This window comes from Alicyclobacillus sp. TC (assembly GCF_016804365.1).
Taxonomy (GTDB): Bacteria; Bacillota; Bacilli; order Alicyclobacillales; family Alicyclobacillaceae; genus Alicyclobacillus_I; species Alicyclobacillus_I tolerans.
Genome location: NZ_CP044434.1, coordinates 1,984,034 through 2,001,173, shown reverse-complemented (window position 1 = coordinate 2,001,173; position 17,140 = coordinate 1,984,034). Strand labels below are relative to the sequence as shown.

Sequence of the window (17,140 nt, the reverse complement as noted above, 5' to 3'; positions counted from 1 at the left end):
CAGTTAAAATTCGATAGGGATGTTCACCAATGGATGAAGAAGTTGTTGCGAACAGGCGGCTGAATCAAATGATAGTTGAGGCGGCATGAAAAGTGCTGCTTCTCTTTTATTGTGGGGGGATTTATATCGTCTGGGAAGTTTTGAATATCATAGGTACTATCTCATTTGCGATCAGTGGTTCAGTAGTAGCAATAGAAGAACAATTTGATCTACTGGGTGTGTTTGTACTCGGTTTTGTGACCGCCTTTGGCGGTGGCATGATACGAAATCTTATTATAGGTTTGCCTGTAGCGAATATATGGCATCAACCAGGACTGTTTCTTACGGCTACTCTGACTATTTTGTTGATTTTTTTCCTGCCTTATCACTGGTTACGCCACTGGAAAAGGATGGGCGGCTTTTTTGACGCTTTGGGTCTATCTGCTTTTGCTATAGAAGGAGCAATCTATGCGCATGACGCACACAGCACTTTGACGACAACATTGCTTGCAGCAGTCATGACAGGAATTGGTGGAGGAATCTTGCGAGATGTCCTTGCCCGTCGCAAACCACTGGTATTTCAATCGGAAATTTATGCTTTGTGGGCTTTGGCAGCCGGAGCTTGTGTAGGCTTGGGACTTGTACCGAATGCTGCCTTACAATATGTATTATTTGTTATAGTAGCTGTTTTACGCATTGTTTCGCTGCGTTTTGGCTGGCACTTGCCTCAGAAGTGGTTGTCCAATCCTCAAGACCAGGTTGAGAGTGGAATAGAGTAAAAAGTGGTTCAGAGTTTCATTGCAGAATGACTCTTTGCTGAGATGGAATAACATTTTTTCTTAATCTATGTTAATGATAGCTTGGAAATCAATTGATAACGTTAGAACCAATTCTATTCAAAAAGGATGAGACGGTTGAAAACGCGAGTGACAGAATTGCTTGGCATTCAAATTCCCATTATTCAAGGAGGGCTTGCCAATTTAGCCTATTCCGAATTGGCTGTTGCAGTTTCGAAGGCTGGAGGTCTGGGACAGATTACCGCAACCTCCTTGTCTTCCGCAGAAGATTTGAGGAGAGAAATACGCAAAACGAAGTCTGCCACGGAACGACCTTTTGGCGTAAATCTTGCTATTAGTCAGCACAAGTCAATCGATGCCATGGTTGAGGTTGTGATTGAGGAACAAGTAGCTGCAGTTTCTCTTACAGCAGGAAATCCAGAACCCATATTAAAAAGATTGGCAGATACGTCCATTAAAAGATTGGTTTTGGTTAGCTCAGTTCGTCAAGCTCAAAAAGCGGAAGCACTTGGTGCAGATGCTGTGATGGCGGTTGGGCAAGAAGGAGGAGGACACATTGGCCGTGTTGACACGGGAACCTTTGTGCTTATTCCTCGTGTAGTAGAATCAGTTCGTATTCCAGTTATCGCTAGCGGTGGTATTGCTGACGGACGTGGTTTTCTGGCTGCACTTGCGCTTGGAGCGGACGGTATTGAAATGGGAACTCGATTTATTGCCACCCAAGAATGCATAGCTCATCATGCGTACAAGGAAGCTATTGTGCAGGGTGGCGAGGAAGATACTGTGATTATCAAACGTTCATTGAATATGCCTGGACGTGTACTGCCTTCATTATGGGTAGAAAAAATATTGGAAGAAGAAAGAAAGGGAACTACACAAGAAGATATTTATCCGCTGATTTCAGGGGAAAGAAATCGTAAAGCCATTATTGAAGGTCGATTGAATGAGGGATATGCATGGGCAGGACAATCTATGGGGTTAATTCATAACGTGCCAACAGTTGCAGAATTGTTTGAAGAGATGTTATCCACTGCTGGTTTCGCTTTGAAACGGATCGAGAAAATGAATTTTCCTGTCTAGGATAAAGGGTATATGAATTTTGTCCTTAGTTTTTTTCTTCAGCATATATATCCAAAAAGAGGAGGTGTAGTCATTTCAAAATCTTTCATGCCAGTGGATTAAGGGGAGGAGTAGAATGGCAAAACATGAATTAGATAGAAGTGCAGTTGGTTTTTGGCAATTAGCCTACCAATCTATCTCGCTCGTTTCTCCGGCTGGAGCTATGGCTGCTACAATGACAGGTGCAGCCGTATATGCACAAGGAGCCTTACCCCTGACTTACATTATTGGATTTATAGCAGCTGCTTTTTCTATTAACACAACTGTACAATTTTCTAGGAAATTGGCTAGTGCAGGTGGATTTTATGCCTACGCCAGTCATGGAGTAGGGCCACGCTACGGTATTTTGACAGGTTGGCTCTTCATACTTTCTTATTTTACAGTTGTGACGAATGGATCGCTGTTTGCTGGTGCTGTTTTTATCCCGGGGCTGATTCAGCTTCTCTTTCATATAGTTATGCCACAATGGATTGGCTATCTTATCACACTAGGTTTTATCGGTTTTACTTATTATTTTGCATGGGCCGGTATTAAACCTTCACTCAAGTACAGTTTATCCACCGGCACATTGGAAATTATCTATTTGCTCGTGATTGGCATAGGATTGATAATTGTAGCAGGCTCACATAACACAGGAACGGTCTTTATCACGCCGCATCTAGCTAAAAATGGTTGGAGTGGTGTGGGTATTGGTATGATTCTTGCCCTTTTTTCCATGTCGGGTTCGAGTGGTGCCGTCGCTCTTGGAGAAGAAACTCAATCACCGCAGCGTACCATTACTCGCGCGGTACTGACAAGTTTTGCGTTTGTAGGGGTACTTTTTGTACTTCTTGCTTATGCACAAACGGTTTCTTGGGGTCCTGATAAGATGACTTCGTTTGCCAATGCTTCCGTACCGGGCGTGGAATTAGTTATGGATCATTTTGGAATTATTTGGGCTGTTATCCTGGCTCTTTTTGTGATTAACAGTTTTCTTGCGGGAGCTTTGGCACCAGCAAATTCTGCCGTACGGATGCTGTATGCTTATGCTCGTGATGGAGTGATTTTTCCGTCTTCGTTTTCACGAATTCATCAAAGAAATCGCTCTCCATATGTTGCAGTTCACTGGATGATGTTGGTTGCCACACTCGTCACAATTGTTTTTGCGGCTATTTTTGGTCCTTTCAACGGATTTTTAGTAATGGTTACGATTTCGAGTGTAGCACTCTATGTAGGGCATTTACTAGCAAATTTGGCGGTTACAATGTATTATCTGCGATTACGTGAATTTCGTTTGATTTGGCACGGAATTATCCCTAGCTTGGCGAGCATACTCGTTTTATTTGGTATTTATTTCACGCTCGTACCAATGGTTTATCCTGTCATCTTGGCTCCAATCGTCACTCTCGTTTGGCTCATCCTTGGCTGGATTTTTATTGTGCGTCAATCGCCAGATCAAATTGCTAAACCTGGGAAATTTACAGTCTAATTCATTGTGGCGCTAAGTTTTATTAAAGTCTGTTGAAGAGCGATAGATTCGCTCTTTTTTTATTTGAAGCCATCAAGCAGGGGAGAATGGAATGATAAATGGTACAAGCCAGACTTCGCAGAATAGAGCGGAGTTGAATATGGATGACTAAACGCAAAAGATGAAAGGAAATCGCCACTCCAAAAGAACGGGTTTGATGTGAATGATGATGAGGGGTGATGGCGGCATGTGCAGTGAAGGACTGTCAAATTCTTTTATATTCAACGACCGAAATGTTCAGAGAACAGCGTTCAATTGGACTTCAGCGGCCAAAAACGGAATTGGAACGGCTATTCACCAGCCCGAAGACGGTCAATGTCCATCTCATGTATGGTTTACATTAACGGATGGAGTTTTAACTGAAGTATATTATCCAGATGTAGCCCATCCACAGTTACAGCAGCTTGAACTATGGGTAACGGACGGTTCCTCATTTATCGATCGAGAACTTGAAGATATGTATCATGAAACACGTCTCGTGAAAGAAGACGCACTTCTTTATGAGCAAATCAACACGGCAAAAAACGGAAAGTATAAGATAAGGAAAGAATGGATTGCCGATCCCGGTCGAGATACTGTGTTGGTGCACATTCAATTTGAGGCTTTAGTAGGTACAGTTCGGGACTATCAGCTCTGGGTTTGCGCCAAACCTATTTTAGGCGGGAATAGTCTGGATGATGTTGCTACTGTACAGTTAGCAAAGTGTGGGTCTCTTCTTGCAGCTTGGGACTGTAACTTTTCCCTTACCATTGGTGCGACACCCTCTTTTCAACGTGTGACAGTCATGGATGGTAGAGCATGGGATACTTTTGCTTCTTCGCGGAGATTATTTGAGTTTCCATCTCAATGCGGTTTGATAGGTGGTAATGTTGTACATCTTGGTATGATTCAATGGGATGGGGACGGTTCTTTTTCTAGTCTTACACTTGCTCTTAGTTTTGCTCAGCAAATGGATATTGCCAAACAAATGTTAGACGAATCGTTGTCATATTCCTTTTCGGACTTGAAGAACCAATACGAACAAGGCTGGCGTGCATACGTTAAGAATTTACGACCGCCAATCGTCGCTCATCGTCAACAGTATTATGCGGCTGCCGGTCATACGGGCGCATGAAGATAAGCAGCAACCGGGTGCTATTGTCGCTTCATTAAGCATTCCGTGGGGTACACATTTACCGGCAGATCGACCCATAGGAGGCTATCATCTGATTTGGCCGCGTGATTTGTGTGAAGTGGCGTCTGCACTGGTTTTAATTGGTGATTATCCAACAGCTCAACGAGTTCTGGCTTATTTGGATGAAGTTTTGCAAAGGCAAGACGGTTCTTTTCCACAGAATGCCTGGTTGGACGGGAGTCCTTACTGGACTGGTCAACAGTTAGATGAAACAGCTTTCCCGTGAATGTCAAATCCCGCCCACCTTGCACTCCCCCCCTCATGCTGTAGCAAAGTCGTATATGAAAGCAAACCCCGCCGGGGAGCCATTGGCATTATGGGCCCGCCCTTACAGCGTCCTGGATATGCGTCAGAATGGTTGGCCACACTTCTTCCCACGTGGGTTTGTCTTTGACCTGTCGATTGGTGATGTGATGCATTTCCGAAGCTTCCGGCGATATCGTTTGTTGGGGATTGACAAGCGTCTGATAGAGTCGGCGAATGCCGTTTTTGCTCAACTCGACCAGTGAAATGTCCACAATCCGATGGATGGTTGGGTCTAGACCTGTCGTCTCTGTATCCAGCATCACAAAGCGTTTATCCTGTATACGCATGTAGGTTCACTTCCGTTTTTGGAGATTGTAACCAAAATAGGATGTTGGGGTAAGCACGTCCGATGATGACAAAGCTTGTTCTACGGTCACGAAGATATACCGTGTGGATGGAAAAATGCTCCTGTCACAAAGTGTGTAGCGGGTACGTCTATACAGGTGAACAATCGAAACTAGGGGTGGTTTTTGTGCAAAAACGAATCTGGGGACTGACGGCGTTTATGCTTGCATTGACGTGTTTGACCGTGACCGGGTGTGGGACTCATCCAAGCTTTAGCGATGTAAAGAGCATTGACAATTCTTTAACCAATCATCAACAAGTGAAGAATATTCATTATCCAAAATTCAAATGTAAATTCTATCATAATCAGGCATATGGTTTTTCAATCGATTTCCCTGATAATAATGGCTGGAAAATTGGAGCGCAACCAACGGATAGAGATGGTTTAGAAGCTACAAAATTTATATCAAAATCATTCTCTAATGATTTAGGTTGGAATAATGTATCTCACGATGCATTGATTTTAGCTGTAGGTAGTTACAATGTTGTACCCGTATCCTATCAGTCTTTAAAAGATTATGTGCCCAAAAAAAGTGAGAATGTCCTTTTATATAAACCATTCAAAACCTCCTATGGATTTACATTGCTTGAATATCAACTTGAAAAAAATAATGTTTTAGAAATTACTAAATCAGATTATGGTGAGTATACACGTGCTGAATTATCTGAGCGTTTTGCAGATTCATAAGCCCTTGTGGGACAAAGGATTTCAGAGCATGAAAAAGGACTTCACCCCAACTTGGAGAAGATTTCAAGTGACCAAACCCAAAATTCTCCTAGGAGGGAAGTCCACTTGTATCTTCTCCAAAAGTCCCTGTTTTCCTTTGAAGAGTGGCTAGAAATCGAACCCAGTGAACGACTTGAACTGTTCTTTTCTGCTCTGGATCTTCAGCCGTATGCCGCAAAGTTACGAAATTCATCACCCCAGGGTGCAAAGCCTATCAACCGTGAAGCGATTTTACGAGCGTTGCTCGCTGCTCCGCTTGAGGGGATTTCAACCTTTACCAAGTTGCACAAACGTTTGGTTAGCGACTTGCGGTTCCGGTACCAATGCGGGTTTCGGTTAGATGAATCCGCACCGTCAATTGCCACACTCAGTCGAGTCTTCAAGGCTGTAGTGGATAAAGATCTTGCCAAGGCACTCTTCATTGACCTGGTCAGTCAGTGCAAAGAGGCTGGAATCATCGATGGAAGTCACCTCGCCATTGACAGTACAGCGATTGGTGCCTATGAGAAGAAGCAACCGAAATCGCGTAGCCAAGAAACAGGTAATGCCAACTGGGGTGCCAAGTACGACACATTTGGCAATAAGCTCACGTGGTTCGGGTACAAAATTCATCTCGCTGTGGATACCTCCAGCGAGTTACCGGTAGCCTTAGAAGTCACACCCGCTCATATTTATGATGGTGAGATGGCGATTCCGCTCATGAAAGATGTCGTCGAAAACTACGGTTGGAAGGTCAAATACGTCATGATGGATGCCGGGTACGACCAGGTGAAAAACTACGAAGCTGCCCGTGGTTATGGTGCGCAAGCAATCATTGCACTCAATAAGCGTGGAGAAAAGGAACCACCTGCAGGCATGACATCCGATGGGACACCTCGTTGCTCCATGGGTTACGACATGGTTTATTGGGGAGCCGACGGTGACCGATTAAAGTTCCGTTGTCCACATGCAGTAGGCAAGGTTGACTGCCCGCTTGGGACTGCTGCTTGCTCGGACTCCAACTACGGAATGGTGGTCAAGAAGAGCATCACCGACGATGTAAGGCGATACGCCAATCCACACCGAAACACGCGGGGTTGGATGGAACTCTACAAGGAGCGAACGTCCGTGGAGCGATGTAATTCTCGGCTGAAAGAAAATCTTACAGCCAACGACACGCATGTCCGGGGTATTGAGAAGGTCACCACATACGTCTACCTCAATGCGATTATTCTACTTGCTTCTGCACTAGCGGTACATGCGACGGCAAGTTCACTGAAGACGGCTTAATCTTGGCACTCTGTTATTGGTAAAGGTATGTGAAAATCTAGACAACACAAACAAAAAAAGTAAATAATAGCCCTCAGACTAGTACTGTTTCTTTTTTCACTTCAAAGAGAAATGCAATTCTGCAAAACGCTCATCTATTATTATTCCCAACAAAGCTGATTATAAAAAATTAGCTTCATATGTTTTAGATTCTTTTCAATTCTCCAATCCTACCTATCTCCAATCAAAAACTAAGGAATCTAAAACATAATAAGAGATACTATTTGGTTTCATTCAAGACTCCAAATAGTATCTCCTATTGTTATATATTTTTAGCCACTATATACGTAGTCATACTCTTGTAACCCATGTACTTGAATAAGGTAGACTAATCCACTTCCGGAAACTGTTGAAGGGTACGGGTTGCTTTCGCTTCCGAATAGATTATTTGTAGTATATTTACTTGTAGCCCAAACTGGCGTATAGTCTCCCAACTGGTATAGAGCATTGTACATTCCATTTGACAGAACGTCCCATCCATATTGAGAAGAATAATTATATAGTTCTAGTCCCCCGGTGTCAGCGAAGCTGTAAAAAACATATTAGAAACGTGTGCGTCAAATAGCGCACACCTAGTCTTCAAATACAAAAGTTTAACTGGGATCAAATTGCGAAGAGCACCTCAGATATATATTGCGAAGTATTGCGTGAGTGGAAAGGTTGGGTTGCTGATGAAAGCGGTAATCATGGTTGGTGGCAAAGGAACGAGATTACGTCCGTTGACGGCGCGATTTCCCAAACCCATGGTGCAATTATTGGGACGTCCCTGTATTGAATATACACTTCAGTTGTTGAAAGAGCATGGAATTACTGAGATTGCTATAACAATTCAATATCTGTCAAGTGTAATTCGGGATTATTTGGGGGACGGTTCGAAGTACGGCGTACGCCTGCACTATTTTGAAGAGCATAAACCTATGGGAACAGCTGGTGGCGTGCTGAATGCCAAAGAATTTCTCGACGAACGATTTCTTGTTATCAGCGGGGATGCTTTGACAGACTTCAATCTAAGCGAAGCTATGGCTTTTCATGAGAATAAGAGGGCACTGGCAACTATAATTTTGACGCAAGTCGAATCACCTTGTGATTTCGGTGTTGTTTTAACACAAAGCGATGGGAAAATTTTGCATTTTCTTGAAAAATCAAAATCAAACGAAATATTCACCAATACCGTAAATACTGGAATTTATGTGTTTGAAAAAGAAATTCTGAATTGGATACCGAACAATGTTTCTTACGACTTTGGAAAAGAATTATTTCCTCGTCTCGTTGCAGAAAATGCACCTTTTTATGGATATTCTTTAGACGGATATTGGTCAGATGTTGGTAGCCTTCATCAATACAGACAAACTCAGATTGACATGTTAAGCGGCAAAACTTCACTTCGAGTAGGTGGAGAATATTTGAGAAACGGTGTTTGGATGGGTTAGAATGTTCAATTGCATACTGATGTCAAGTTGAATGGTCCAGCATTTATTGGTGATGGTACGATCATTCAGTCAAAAGGGCAAATTGGACCATATACCGTGATCGGACATAAAACAATGATTGGAAAGAGTGTTCAAATTGCAAATAGCATCGTATGGAATCAAGTGGAAATTGGTGATTCGTCCGTTATCTCCGGTTCTATGCTCGGGGATGGGACAAAAATTGAACCAGGTGTCATACTGTTGGGCGGCACAATTTGTGCGAGTAAAGGTAGTCGAGGAATAACGAGTACAGGGAAACGGGCAGGTTGGTCAAAGTCTTCCTTATCTGCAGATTCAAGTCAATTGCAAGAGTTCTGGCAAGTACCAAGTTCAGTTTAACACAGATAGAACTATGCATAGGAATCCATACTCGATAAAAATGGGGCTGTCCCAAAAGTCATCGTAGATGACTGAGGGATAGCCCCTTTGGTGTAAACAAAAAGAAATCGCCTTTTGGTAAAATGGAAGTGTGAGCAACCAAAACACCAAAGGAGCGATTTCTTTGTTTATTGAGTATAACATGGATCAGCAATACCTCCCAATGGATTTGGAGTTAGACATTCCCCCTGGTCACATCTCTCGGGTGGTAAACACAGCCGTTAACCGCCTAGATGACACCATTTTTAAAACGGCTTACCCTGGCGGCGGTCGGGATAGTTACCATCCCAAAATGATGACCAAAATTGTGATTTATGCCTATACACAACGTATATATTCCTCTCGCCAAATCGCCAAAGCTGTTCGAGAGAACGTGCCGTTCATGTGGTTAGCTGGAAGACAAACACCGGACTTCCGGACGATTAACAGATTCAGAACGGAACGCATGAAGGACGTTTTGGAGAAAATCTTCACCGGCGTACTAGAACTACTGGTTGAAGAGGGATACGTCAAGCTGGAGAATGATGTTAGGATCAAACTGTGGACAGGGCGAATCGAGAATGTAAAAATAAGTTGAATTCGAGGTGAGCCCTTGTGACACAGAAGTACGACAAAGAATTTAAACTGCACGCAGTAGAGTTGGCGCTCGAGAGTGACAGACCGGCGAGCGAAGTGGCTCGTGATCTCGGGATTTCCCCGAAGAGCTTGTATGGGTGGATCGCCAAGTATCGTGAGGATCCCGATCACCCCTTTGTTGGAAGTGGACACCTGCGCCCGGATGCACAAGCCCAACGCGATTTGGAGCGGGAAAACCGACGTTTGCGCGAGGAGAACGAGATCTTAAAAAAAGCTGTGCGCATCTTCACGCACGACCGGAAGTAGCCTTCGCTTGGATCCATGCACACCGCTCCGAGCTTTCGGTTCAGAAGATGTGCCAACTCCTACGGGTTTCTCGGAGCGGGTATTACGCCTGGTGCAAACGCCCGGAAAGCCAACGTGCGAAGCGACGCAAGCGCTTGATTCGACGGATTCACGAGTTGTTTGTGGAGTCCAGGCGCTTGTACGGCAGTCCGAAGATTACGGCACTTCTTCGTCGAGAAGGAGAACGCATTGCTCAAAAGACCGTGGCGCGTTGGATGAAAGAACACGGCCTCCGAAGCCGGACGGTGCGCAAGCACAAGGCCACCACGGCGTCGCAACACACGTATCCTGTGCACAAGAACGTGCTCGACCAACGCTTTGTGACGGAGCATCCCGGTCAGGTGTACATGGCCGATATCACGTACATCCCGACCGACGAGGGGTGGGTGTATCTGGCGAGCGTGGAGGACTTGTATACTCGAAAGATCGTCGGATGGCGTGCGGATGCACGCATGACGAAAGAACTTTGCTTGGACGCACTTGATCAGGCCTATCGACGAGGACGGCGCAGAGAAGGATGTGTCACGCTCCATCATTCGGATCGCGGTAGCCAATACGCGTCGCACGAGTATCAAGATCGCCTACGAGCGTATGGTATGGTGCCAAGCATGAGTCGAAAGGGAAACTGTTATGACAATGCCTGCATGGAATCCTTTCACAGCGTTCTCAAGCGGGAACTCATCTATCTGGAGCGATTCAAAACGCGTGCGGAGGCCATCCAGCGGATTTTTGAGTACATCGAAGTCTGGTTCAACCGAAAGCGAATCCACGCATCCATCGGATACCATACCCCGGACGAATGGGAGCGGTGTTATTTTGCGAATACGGGTTGAGGACGAGATAACCGCTCATACCGAAGGGCTTGATGTGGAGAAGCGGGCATGATAGCCTGGCAGGCTTTACGAGGGCGAGCGTCGCTCGGCTGCACAAAACGCGAAGTCATGCCCGCAGAGGCTCCATGTCAAGCCCTGACCGCCAATATCGACGCCGATCCGTGCACATTGAACAACATTCTCGGTTTTGGGGTGTCCACAAACTTGACTTAACACCATCAACCGCTTTTGGGACAGCCCCGTTTTTGATGGATTGACAAGCTCTACTTGACAATCTTTTTTATGAATTCTAATATTTCTGATATCAGAACCGAATATCGGAATTTGTGTTCCGTATTTCGGAACGATTGGAGGGAGGGGCTTGCATCAAAATCAAACGCTTATCAAATCCATGGAGGTATTGCGACTCTTTGAACAGTACGAAAGTCTTACTCTGACAGAAATCGTAGAAATGTTGGGACAACCAAAAACAACTGTCTATCGTATGGTAAGTTCGTTGCAAAGTATGGGATGGATATCCCGACGTAAAGACAGTCGTTATGAACTTGGCTTGCTTTTTGTGCACTATGGGCAGCTTGTCTTGGGGAGACTGAATATTCGCGATTTGGTATTGCCAGTTATGCGTCAATTGAGTCATCAGTTAGGGGAGACGGTTAATTTAATTGTTCGAGAAGGATTAGAGGGTGTCTACATAGAGAAAGTGGAAGCAGTTCATCCAGTCCGAATTTATCATCAACGTCCGGGCGATCGCGTTCCACTTTACGCAGGTGCTTGCCCACGAGTTCTATTATCCTTTTTACCGGATGAAGAAGTGGCAGAATACTTGAGGCATGTTAAACTTCGCCCATTTGCTAGTGGCACTATCACAAAAATTCAAGACTTGCAAATGACCATTATAGAATCCCGACGAGTCGGCTATACCATCAGCCACGCTGAACTGGTAGATGATACCTCAGCGGTTGCTGCCCCAATTTTTAATCATTTGGGAGAAGTGGTAGCTGGATTAAGTATAGCAGGACTGACAAGTCATTTTTCTGACGAACGCTTACCTAATCTAACGATGAGTGTACGTCAAGCTGCCAAAGAATGTTCGTGCTTACTTGGCTATCCAGAAAGAGAGAGCCAGCTAGAACGTTTAAATGGGTAAAGCGTTGCCTCAGTAGGATGTATGGTGTTTTCTGACAACTTGCGAGGGGGAAATAGGATGGTATTGATTGGAGTAGGCGTTGTCATGGTGGGATTCTTCATTCGGCTTAATCCGCTTCTGGTAGTGACAATTGCTGGAATTGTCACGGGATTTCTTGCACATCAGTCCTTATACAATATTTTAACTCAATTTGGTACCGCATTTGAAACCAACCGCTACATGGCTATTTTTATTGCAACTTTGCCTATCATTGGTCTATTGGAACGATTTGGTCTTCGCGAACAAGCAGAACGCCTAATTGCTAAAATTCGAGCAGCTACTACTGGCAGAATATTAATTCTATATATGCTATTGCGTGAATTGACAGCTGCACTTGGCATCACTGCTATTGGCGGGGCAGCTCAAACAGTTCGTCCACTCATAGCTCCCATGGCAGAAGGTGCGGCAGAAGCGCGAATCGGTCATATGGACGAAGATACACGACAAGAAATTCGTGCTCATTCTGCAGCTTCGGATAATATAGGACTGTTTTTTGGAGAAGACATTTTTATTGCTGTTGGAGCGGTCCTGTTAATGAAAGGATTTTTTGATCAGAATCATATTCACGCGACTCCGATTGACATGGGGTTATGGGCAATTCCTACAGCTTTGGCAGTCTTTATTTTGCACAGTATACGTCTCATCTTATTTGACAAGAAGTTAGCGCGTAAATTCGCATCTAACATTGATCAAACTTCATCTACAGTGCATGGAAAAGAGATGGAGTTATGATTTTGTCTACACAGACGGTCTATGTATTTATTGGACTTATTACTTTGATAGGCAGCATTTTTACGTTTTTTGACAAACAGAATCTACGGCGTTGGACGACAGGTATGTTCTATCTCTTGTATGCGGTCACGTTGATTTCTGGTCATTGGATCCCCCCTTCTATATTGGACTTATGGTTATTGGAATTGTTTTACTAGCTGGATTACAAATGGTTAAAACGGGAAGTTATGGTGAAGCTTCTGTACAAGAAAGATTGATGAATCGAAATCGATTCGGAAATAAACTGTTTCTACCAGCTCTTTTAATCCCGATATTAACGGTATTAGGAGTAGAATGGATTGGCCATCTGCGCATCGCAGGCCGCTTGTTTTACGATCCATCCAATGTGACGATGGTTGCGCTAGCAGTAGCGACGTTTATTGCTCTGTTGGTAGGACTTGGCCTAACACGGAGCAATCCTATCACTTCATTGAGAGAGTCTCGTCGTCTACTTGAGTCGATTGGGTGGGCTGCCGTTCTTCCACAAATGCTGGCAACTTTAGGTACTCTATTTAACAGTGCGGGAGTTGGAGATGTGGTTGCTAAACTTTTGCATCACGTGATCCCATCTAATTCGCTTTTTTGGGCAGTTTTTGCTTATTGTGTGAGTATGGCACTGTTTACCATGATTATGGGAAATGCTTTTGCTGCTTTTCCGGTGATGACTGCTGGGATTGCTATTCCGTTTATTATTCAACATTTTGGCATTCAAGCTGACCGGATTGCTGCTATTGGCATGTTTGCTGGATATTGCGGAACTTTGATGACACCCATGGCTGCTAATTTTAATATCGTCCCTGCTACCTTACTGGATTTAAAAAATAAATATCACGTGATTAAAGTACAATGGCCAACCGCTGTCATTCTTTTAGCAGTAAATATTGCTCTCATGTATTCTGTTGCGCGTATCTAGCCATCAAGTAAAGAGAGGAACTAAAATGGAAGTCAAGATTGAAGCGTATGGAGATTCCGCACTTCTGGTTAAATTTTCAAGCGACTTTCTTCATTCGCAAAATAGAGTGCGTTTTTTCAGACAGTGTATTGAACGTTCTCTACCGACAGGTTTTCTGGAGTGCGTACCAGGCATGACCGATTTAACCTTTTATTATCAGCCGCTTCAGTACTCCTTTTTTTCAGCACGGAAGGAGTTATTGAGGTGGCTTGCAGAAACGCCAGTCATAACAGAAGAGGATGTACGATTTATTGAGATACCCATATGTTATCATTCTTCTCTGGCGCCCGATCTCGATTTTGTTGCAGCTAGTCATCACCTTTCAACAGATCAGGTTATTGCTTTGCACTCCTCATCCGTGTATGAGGTGCAAATGATTGGATTTGCACCTGGTTTTCCTTATTTATCTGGGCTTCCGGGACAGCTTGCCACCCCTCGGCGTGCAACGCCACGATTAAGAATTTCACCTGGTTCTGTTGGTATTGCGGGAACTATGACAGGAATTTATACGTATGAAACACCTGGAGGATGGCAAATAATTGGCAGAACACCATGGGTACTCTTTGATACACAACGTAATCCTCCTTCTCTTTTACAATTAGGTGACCGTGTTCAATGGCGTCCGATATCGCTAGATGAGTTTATGTCATATATGGAAATGATGAAATAAATGAAAATCATTAAACCTGGTTTACTTACAACTATTCAAGATGCTGGACGGAACGGATGGCAACGTTATGGTGTTGTCGTCGGTGGCGTTATGGACAGTCTTTCTTTTCGGATTGCAAATCGTTTGCTTGGAAATCCTGAAGGCTTAGCTGTTTTGGAAATTACACTGCAAGGACCAACCATCCAATTTGAAGAGTTTACGTATTGTGTATTGACGGGTGCGGATTTGTCTCCTCGTTTAAACTGCCAAACCATTACCTTGTATCGTCCGTTTCCAGTCCATCCAGGAGATGAGTTATCTTTTAATTATCCAAATATCGGATGCCGCACCTATTTAGCGGTATCTGGAGGATTTGTTGTGACGGAAGTTCTAGGCAGTAGGAGTACATATTTACGCTCTGCTATGGGAGGTTATAAAGGGCGAAAATTACAAGAGGGAGATCGATTGCAAACTGGGACTCATGAAGGAATGGATCAGCTTTGTAATTTTTTTCAGTTCTCGCAAACGAAAAGATATCCTTTAGTCAGTCAAACTTTGAATCCTAGTTATCAAACCTACCGCTCCATTCGCTTTCTACCAGGTCCAGAGTGGCATTTATTCAATCACGATGCTCAAAAACAATGGCAGGAACAGAGCTTTTTAGTCATGCCACAATCAGATAGGATGGGTTATCGATTACAAGGACCGCCTATTCAATTAACCAAGGCTGAAGAAATGCTCTCTAGTGCTGTTACTATGGGAACTGTTCAAGTACCCTCTGATGGGCAACCGATTATCCTCATGGCGGACCGTCAGACTACGGGTGGTTATCCTCGCCTAGCCCAAATCATTACTGCAGATTTGCCCGTATTGGCTCAAGTTCGTCCCGGAGACAAGTTACGTTTTCAACTTTGTTCTTTAGAAGAAGCAAGAAGCGCTCTTATGGAGCAGGAACGTCAGTTAGCCAATCTTTTTTGGGCACTTGAGTGGTATAAGAAGTAACATTTTTGTGTTGTCAAATCATAAATCATTCATCCTCTAGCTCTCTCCTTCTAATTTCAATGCGTCCACAGTAAGAAAATGTTTGGTGAAAGTATTTTAAAACTTCCGTCCAAGATGAAAAGTGGATCATGCCAAAAGTACAATTTTGACTATTGAATTTGGAACATCATTCTTGAACTATTGGGGGCATAACGACAGAATCATTAGAATCGCAGTACAATAAATCCTAGTCATGTAGTTCATGGAGGTATAGCCGATGTTTAGAAAATTCCCAATTTAATACATCTCGTTGGGGGTATCCCCATGTACTGAACATATGAGCTTCTGTCAAGGGGCTCCTAACGAGGTGGAAGTTAAATGTTAACTTATTTAGGCTTATTTCGACAACGAAATTTTGCCTTTATGACATTGGCCGACGCTATTTCGGTGCTTGGTGATCAGATCGGCTGGGTCGCACTTCTTTGGTTCGCAATGGTCACGACCAAACATGCTGGATATATGGGATTGCTAGGTCTTGCATTCGGACTCCCGGGTGTCTTTCTCGGTGCAGTTGTTGGAAACGTACTTGACCGCACATCCCATAAGAAAGTATTGGTCACTGCGAATGTGTTGCTTGGTATCGTGTTTATGGCTATTCCGCTACTTTACCAAGTACACGCATTGCCGATGTTAGTGCTGTTTGCACTGGTCCTGGTTGCGGGTTGTTTAACTCCATATACAAGTGTTGGCTGGATGGTGGTTATCCCGAACCCTGTCAAAGAAGATGATCTTGGTCCTGCTAACTCAATTGTTGAAACGATTTGGAACGGTGCTTCATTACTTGGTCCCCTTCTCGGTGGATTGTTGATTGCACGATTTGGTGCAACGGTCGCAGTGTTTGCTGATGGCGTGTCGTTTTGGGCAGCTGCCTTGTGTGTATTTGTTGTCAAAGGGTCAAAACAACACTTTGAATCCCGAGAGTCAGAAGAACCGAGTCAACGAATTTCGTTCCTCCATGATACTTGGGAAGGTGTTAAGACTTTGTACGGGTTAACCCCAGTTTTGTGGATTACACTCGGTGCGGTGGGTTTTCATCTTGCATACGGTCAATTGGAAGTGTCCCTGCCGTTGTTTACGCACAACGAATTGGCAAGCAGTGCAGTCGTTCTCGGAAGCTTTTGGACAACGTATTTCGTGGGTTCACTCTTTATGGAACACGTATATCTCCATGGCTTTGGCAGGACTTCTCTTCGGAGGTTATCCACCACTAGCCAGAACAACCGTTCAGAAATTGGTCCCCAAAGAGTTTATGGGACGAATTTTGGGTATTCGTGGTTCAATTATTGCTTTAGGCATGCCTCTTGGTTCTTTTTTGGGGGTGCGTTTGGACAATGGTTTCCTTCGTCAAGTGTCATCGGGGCTACAGGTTTCGCGGTGGTTGTACTCGGATTGCTGTTATTGTCTCGGCGTAGTTTTCGAACAATATAAGCACCTTTCATAAGGTAGCCTATGGGCAACCTTTTGCCTGAGTTTTCTTTATATTCATTCCAAAAAAGATTGTGAAACTGAGTTGAGATAAAGCAAATGCGGCTTCCCTAGAATACAGAGAAGCCGCACCCTTACAGAACGATTATGATGGCGGAGAGGGTGGGATTCGAACCCACGGTGCCCTTGCGAACACGGCGGTTTTCAAGACCGCTGCCTTAAACCACTCGACCACCTCTCCATATTGGAGAAC

The 17,140-nt window shown here is 44.2% G+C and carries 17 protein-coding genes, 1 tRNA gene and 1 pseudogene; 17 read left to right on the top strand and 2 right to left on the bottom strand.

Annotation, left to right across the window (positions count from 1 at the left end; translation table 11 throughout):
- Nucleotides 1-125: 125 nt before the first annotated feature.
- The 5 genes from FY534_RS09960 to FY534_RS09940 all read left to right on the top strand — a co-directional run bounded on the left by FY534_RS09960 (nt 126) and on the right by FY534_RS09940 (nt 4,802).
- Nucleotides 126-758, top strand: coding sequence for a trimeric intracellular cation channel family protein (locus FY534_RS09960; RefSeq protein WP_203115590.1), 633 nt, complete (start codon nt 126-128; stop codon nt 756-758).
- Between the two features lie 135 nt (nt 759-893).
- Complete coding sequence (locus FY534_RS09955; RefSeq protein WP_370541529.1) at nt 894-1,856, top strand: NAD(P)H-dependent flavin oxidoreductase; 963 nt, start codon at nt 894-896, stop codon at nt 1,854-1,856.
- 115 nt (nt 1,857-1,971) lie between these two features.
- A complete protein-coding gene (locus FY534_RS09950; RefSeq protein WP_203114458.1) occupies nt 1,972-3,363 on the top strand; it encodes an APC family permease in 1,392 nt (463 codons plus the stop codon).
- Between the two features lie 226 nt (nt 3,364-3,589).
- Nucleotides 3,590-4,516 (top strand): hypothetical protein, encoded by a 927-nt coding sequence (locus FY534_RS09945; protein WP_238413495.1) that lies wholly within the window; start codon nt 3,590-3,592, stop codon nt 4,514-4,516.
- Nucleotides 4,488-4,802 (top strand): glycoside hydrolase family 15 protein, encoded by a 315-nt coding sequence (locus FY534_RS09940; RefSeq protein WP_203114456.1) that lies wholly within the window; start codon nt 4,488-4,490, stop codon nt 4,800-4,802. Before FY534_RS09945 ends, FY534_RS09940 begins: the two co-directional genes overlap by 29 nt.
- Before the next feature lie 88 nt (nt 4,803-4,890).
- Here the strand turns inward: FY534_RS09940 and FY534_RS09935 are convergent, their stop codons facing one another.
- Nucleotides 4,891-5,169: a 3'-5' exonuclease gene (locus FY534_RS09935; RefSeq protein WP_203114455.1), complete on the bottom strand. Its 279-nt coding sequence runs from the start codon at nt 5,167-5,169 to the stop codon at nt 4,891-4,893.
- A gap of 185 nt (nt 5,170-5,354) precedes the next feature.
- Here FY534_RS09935 and FY534_RS09930 point away from each other — a divergent pair, with 185 nt between their 5' ends.
- From FY534_RS09930 to FY534_RS09875, 12 genes and pseudogenes are all read left to right on the top strand, one after another.
- Nucleotides 5,355-5,915 (top strand): hypothetical protein, encoded by a 561-nt coding sequence (locus tag FY534_RS09930; RefSeq protein ID WP_203114454.1) that lies wholly within the window; start codon nt 5,355-5,357, stop codon nt 5,913-5,915.
- A gap of 105 nt (nt 5,916-6,020) precedes the next feature.
- Nucleotides 6,021-7,223 carry a transposase gene (locus tag FY534_RS09925; RefSeq protein WP_203114185.1) on the top strand — a complete coding sequence of 401 codons (1,203 nt, stop codon included), beginning with the start codon at nt 6,021-6,023 and terminating at the stop codon, nt 7,221-7,223.
- A gap of 710 nt (nt 7,224-7,933) precedes the next feature.
- The gene (locus tag FY534_RS09920; protein ID WP_203114453.1) at nt 7,934-8,692 is read left to right on the top strand and encodes a nucleotidyltransferase family protein; all 759 of its coding nucleotides are present in this window, start codon (nt 7,934-7,936) and stop codon (nt 8,690-8,692) included.
- A gap of 9 nt (nt 8,693-8,701) precedes the next feature.
- Nucleotides 8,702-9,070 carry an LbetaH domain-containing protein gene (locus tag FY534_RS09915; protein WP_238413494.1) on the top strand — a complete coding sequence of 123 codons (369 nt, stop codon included), beginning with the start codon at nt 8,702-8,704 and terminating at the stop codon, nt 9,068-9,070.
- Nucleotides 9,071-9,233: 163 nt separating this feature from the next.
- Nucleotides 9,234-9,686: a transposase gene (locus tag FY534_RS09910; RefSeq protein WP_238413493.1), complete on the top strand. Its 453-nt coding sequence runs from the start codon at nt 9,234-9,236 to the stop codon at nt 9,684-9,686.
- 17 nt (nt 9,687-9,703) lie between these two features.
- Nucleotides 9,704-10,863, top strand: a protein-coding gene (locus tag FY534_RS09905; RefSeq protein WP_255567365.1) for an IS3 family transposase whose coding sequence is annotated in 2 segments (ribosomal slippage) — nt 9,704-9,962 and nt 9,962-10,863 — 1,161 coding nt in all. Because the reading frame shifts where the segments join, the coding sequence is not laid out codon by codon here.
- Nucleotides 10,864-11,224: 361 nt separating this feature from the next.
- Nucleotides 11,225-12,010: an IclR family transcriptional regulator gene (locus FY534_RS09900; protein WP_238413492.1), complete on the top strand. Its 786-nt coding sequence runs from the start codon at nt 11,225-11,227 to the stop codon at nt 12,008-12,010.
- A gap of 57 nt (nt 12,011-12,067) precedes the next feature.
- Nucleotides 12,068-12,781, top strand: coding sequence for a DUF969 domain-containing protein (locus tag FY534_RS09895; RefSeq protein WP_203114451.1), 714 nt, complete (start codon nt 12,068-12,070; stop codon nt 12,779-12,781).
- A pseudogene (locus tag FY534_RS09890) lies at nt 12,778-13,733 on the top strand (DUF979 domain-containing protein). Before FY534_RS09895 ends, FY534_RS09890 begins: the two are co-directional and overlap by 4 nt.
- Nucleotides 13,734-13,758: 25 nt before the next feature.
- Complete coding sequence (pxpB, locus tag FY534_RS09885; RefSeq protein ID WP_203114450.1) at nt 13,759-14,442, top strand: 5-oxoprolinase subunit PxpB; 684 nt, start codon at nt 13,759-13,761, stop codon at nt 14,440-14,442.
- Nucleotides 14,443-15,423, top strand: coding sequence for a 5-oxoprolinase subunit C family protein (locus FY534_RS09880; RefSeq protein WP_072873414.1), 981 nt, complete (start codon nt 14,443-14,445; stop codon nt 15,421-15,423).
- A gap of 357 nt (nt 15,424-15,780) precedes the next feature.
- Complete coding sequence (locus FY534_RS09875) at nt 15,781-16,890, top strand: MFS transporter (protein WP_238413491.1); 1,110 nt, start codon at nt 15,781-15,783, stop codon at nt 16,888-16,890.
- Between the two features lie 148 nt (nt 16,891-17,038).
- Here the strand turns inward: FY534_RS09875 and FY534_RS09870 are convergent.
- A tRNA-Ser gene (locus FY534_RS09870) sits at nt 17,039-17,128 on the bottom strand.
- Nucleotides 17,129-17,140: the final 12 nt, after the last annotated feature.

Coding starts and splice junctions, on each gene's coding strand:
- FY534_RS09950 (WP_203114458.1), top strand. CDS start 1,972: ATGGCAAAACATGAATTAGATAGAAGTGCAGTTGGTTTTTGGCAATTA.
- FY534_RS09895 (WP_203114451.1), top strand. CDS start 12,068: ATGGTATTGATTGGAGTAGGCGTTGTCATGGTGGGATTCTTCATTCGG.
- FY534_RS09935 (WP_203114455.1), bottom strand. CDS start 5,169: ATGCGTATACAGGATAAACGCTTTGTGATGCTGGATACAGAGACGACA.
- FY534_RS09875 (WP_238413491.1), top strand. CDS start 15,781: ATGTTAACTTATTTAGGCTTATTTCGACAACGAAATTTTGCCTTTATG.
- pxpB (WP_203114450.1), top strand. CDS start 13,759: ATGGAAGTCAAGATTGAAGCGTATGGAGATTCCGCACTTCTGGTTAAA.
- FY534_RS09945 (WP_238413495.1), top strand. CDS start 3,590: ATGTGCAGTGAAGGACTGTCAAATTCTTTTATATTCAACGACCGAAAT.
- FY534_RS09920 (WP_203114453.1), top strand. CDS start 7,934: ATGAAAGCGGTAATCATGGTTGGTGGCAAAGGAACGAGATTACGTCCG.
- FY534_RS09880 (WP_072873414.1), top strand. CDS start 14,443: ATGAAAATCATTAAACCTGGTTTACTTACAACTATTCAAGATGCTGGA.
- FY534_RS09940 (WP_203114456.1), top strand. CDS start 4,488: ATGCGGCTGCCGGTCATACGGGCGCATGAAGATAAGCAGCAACCGGGT.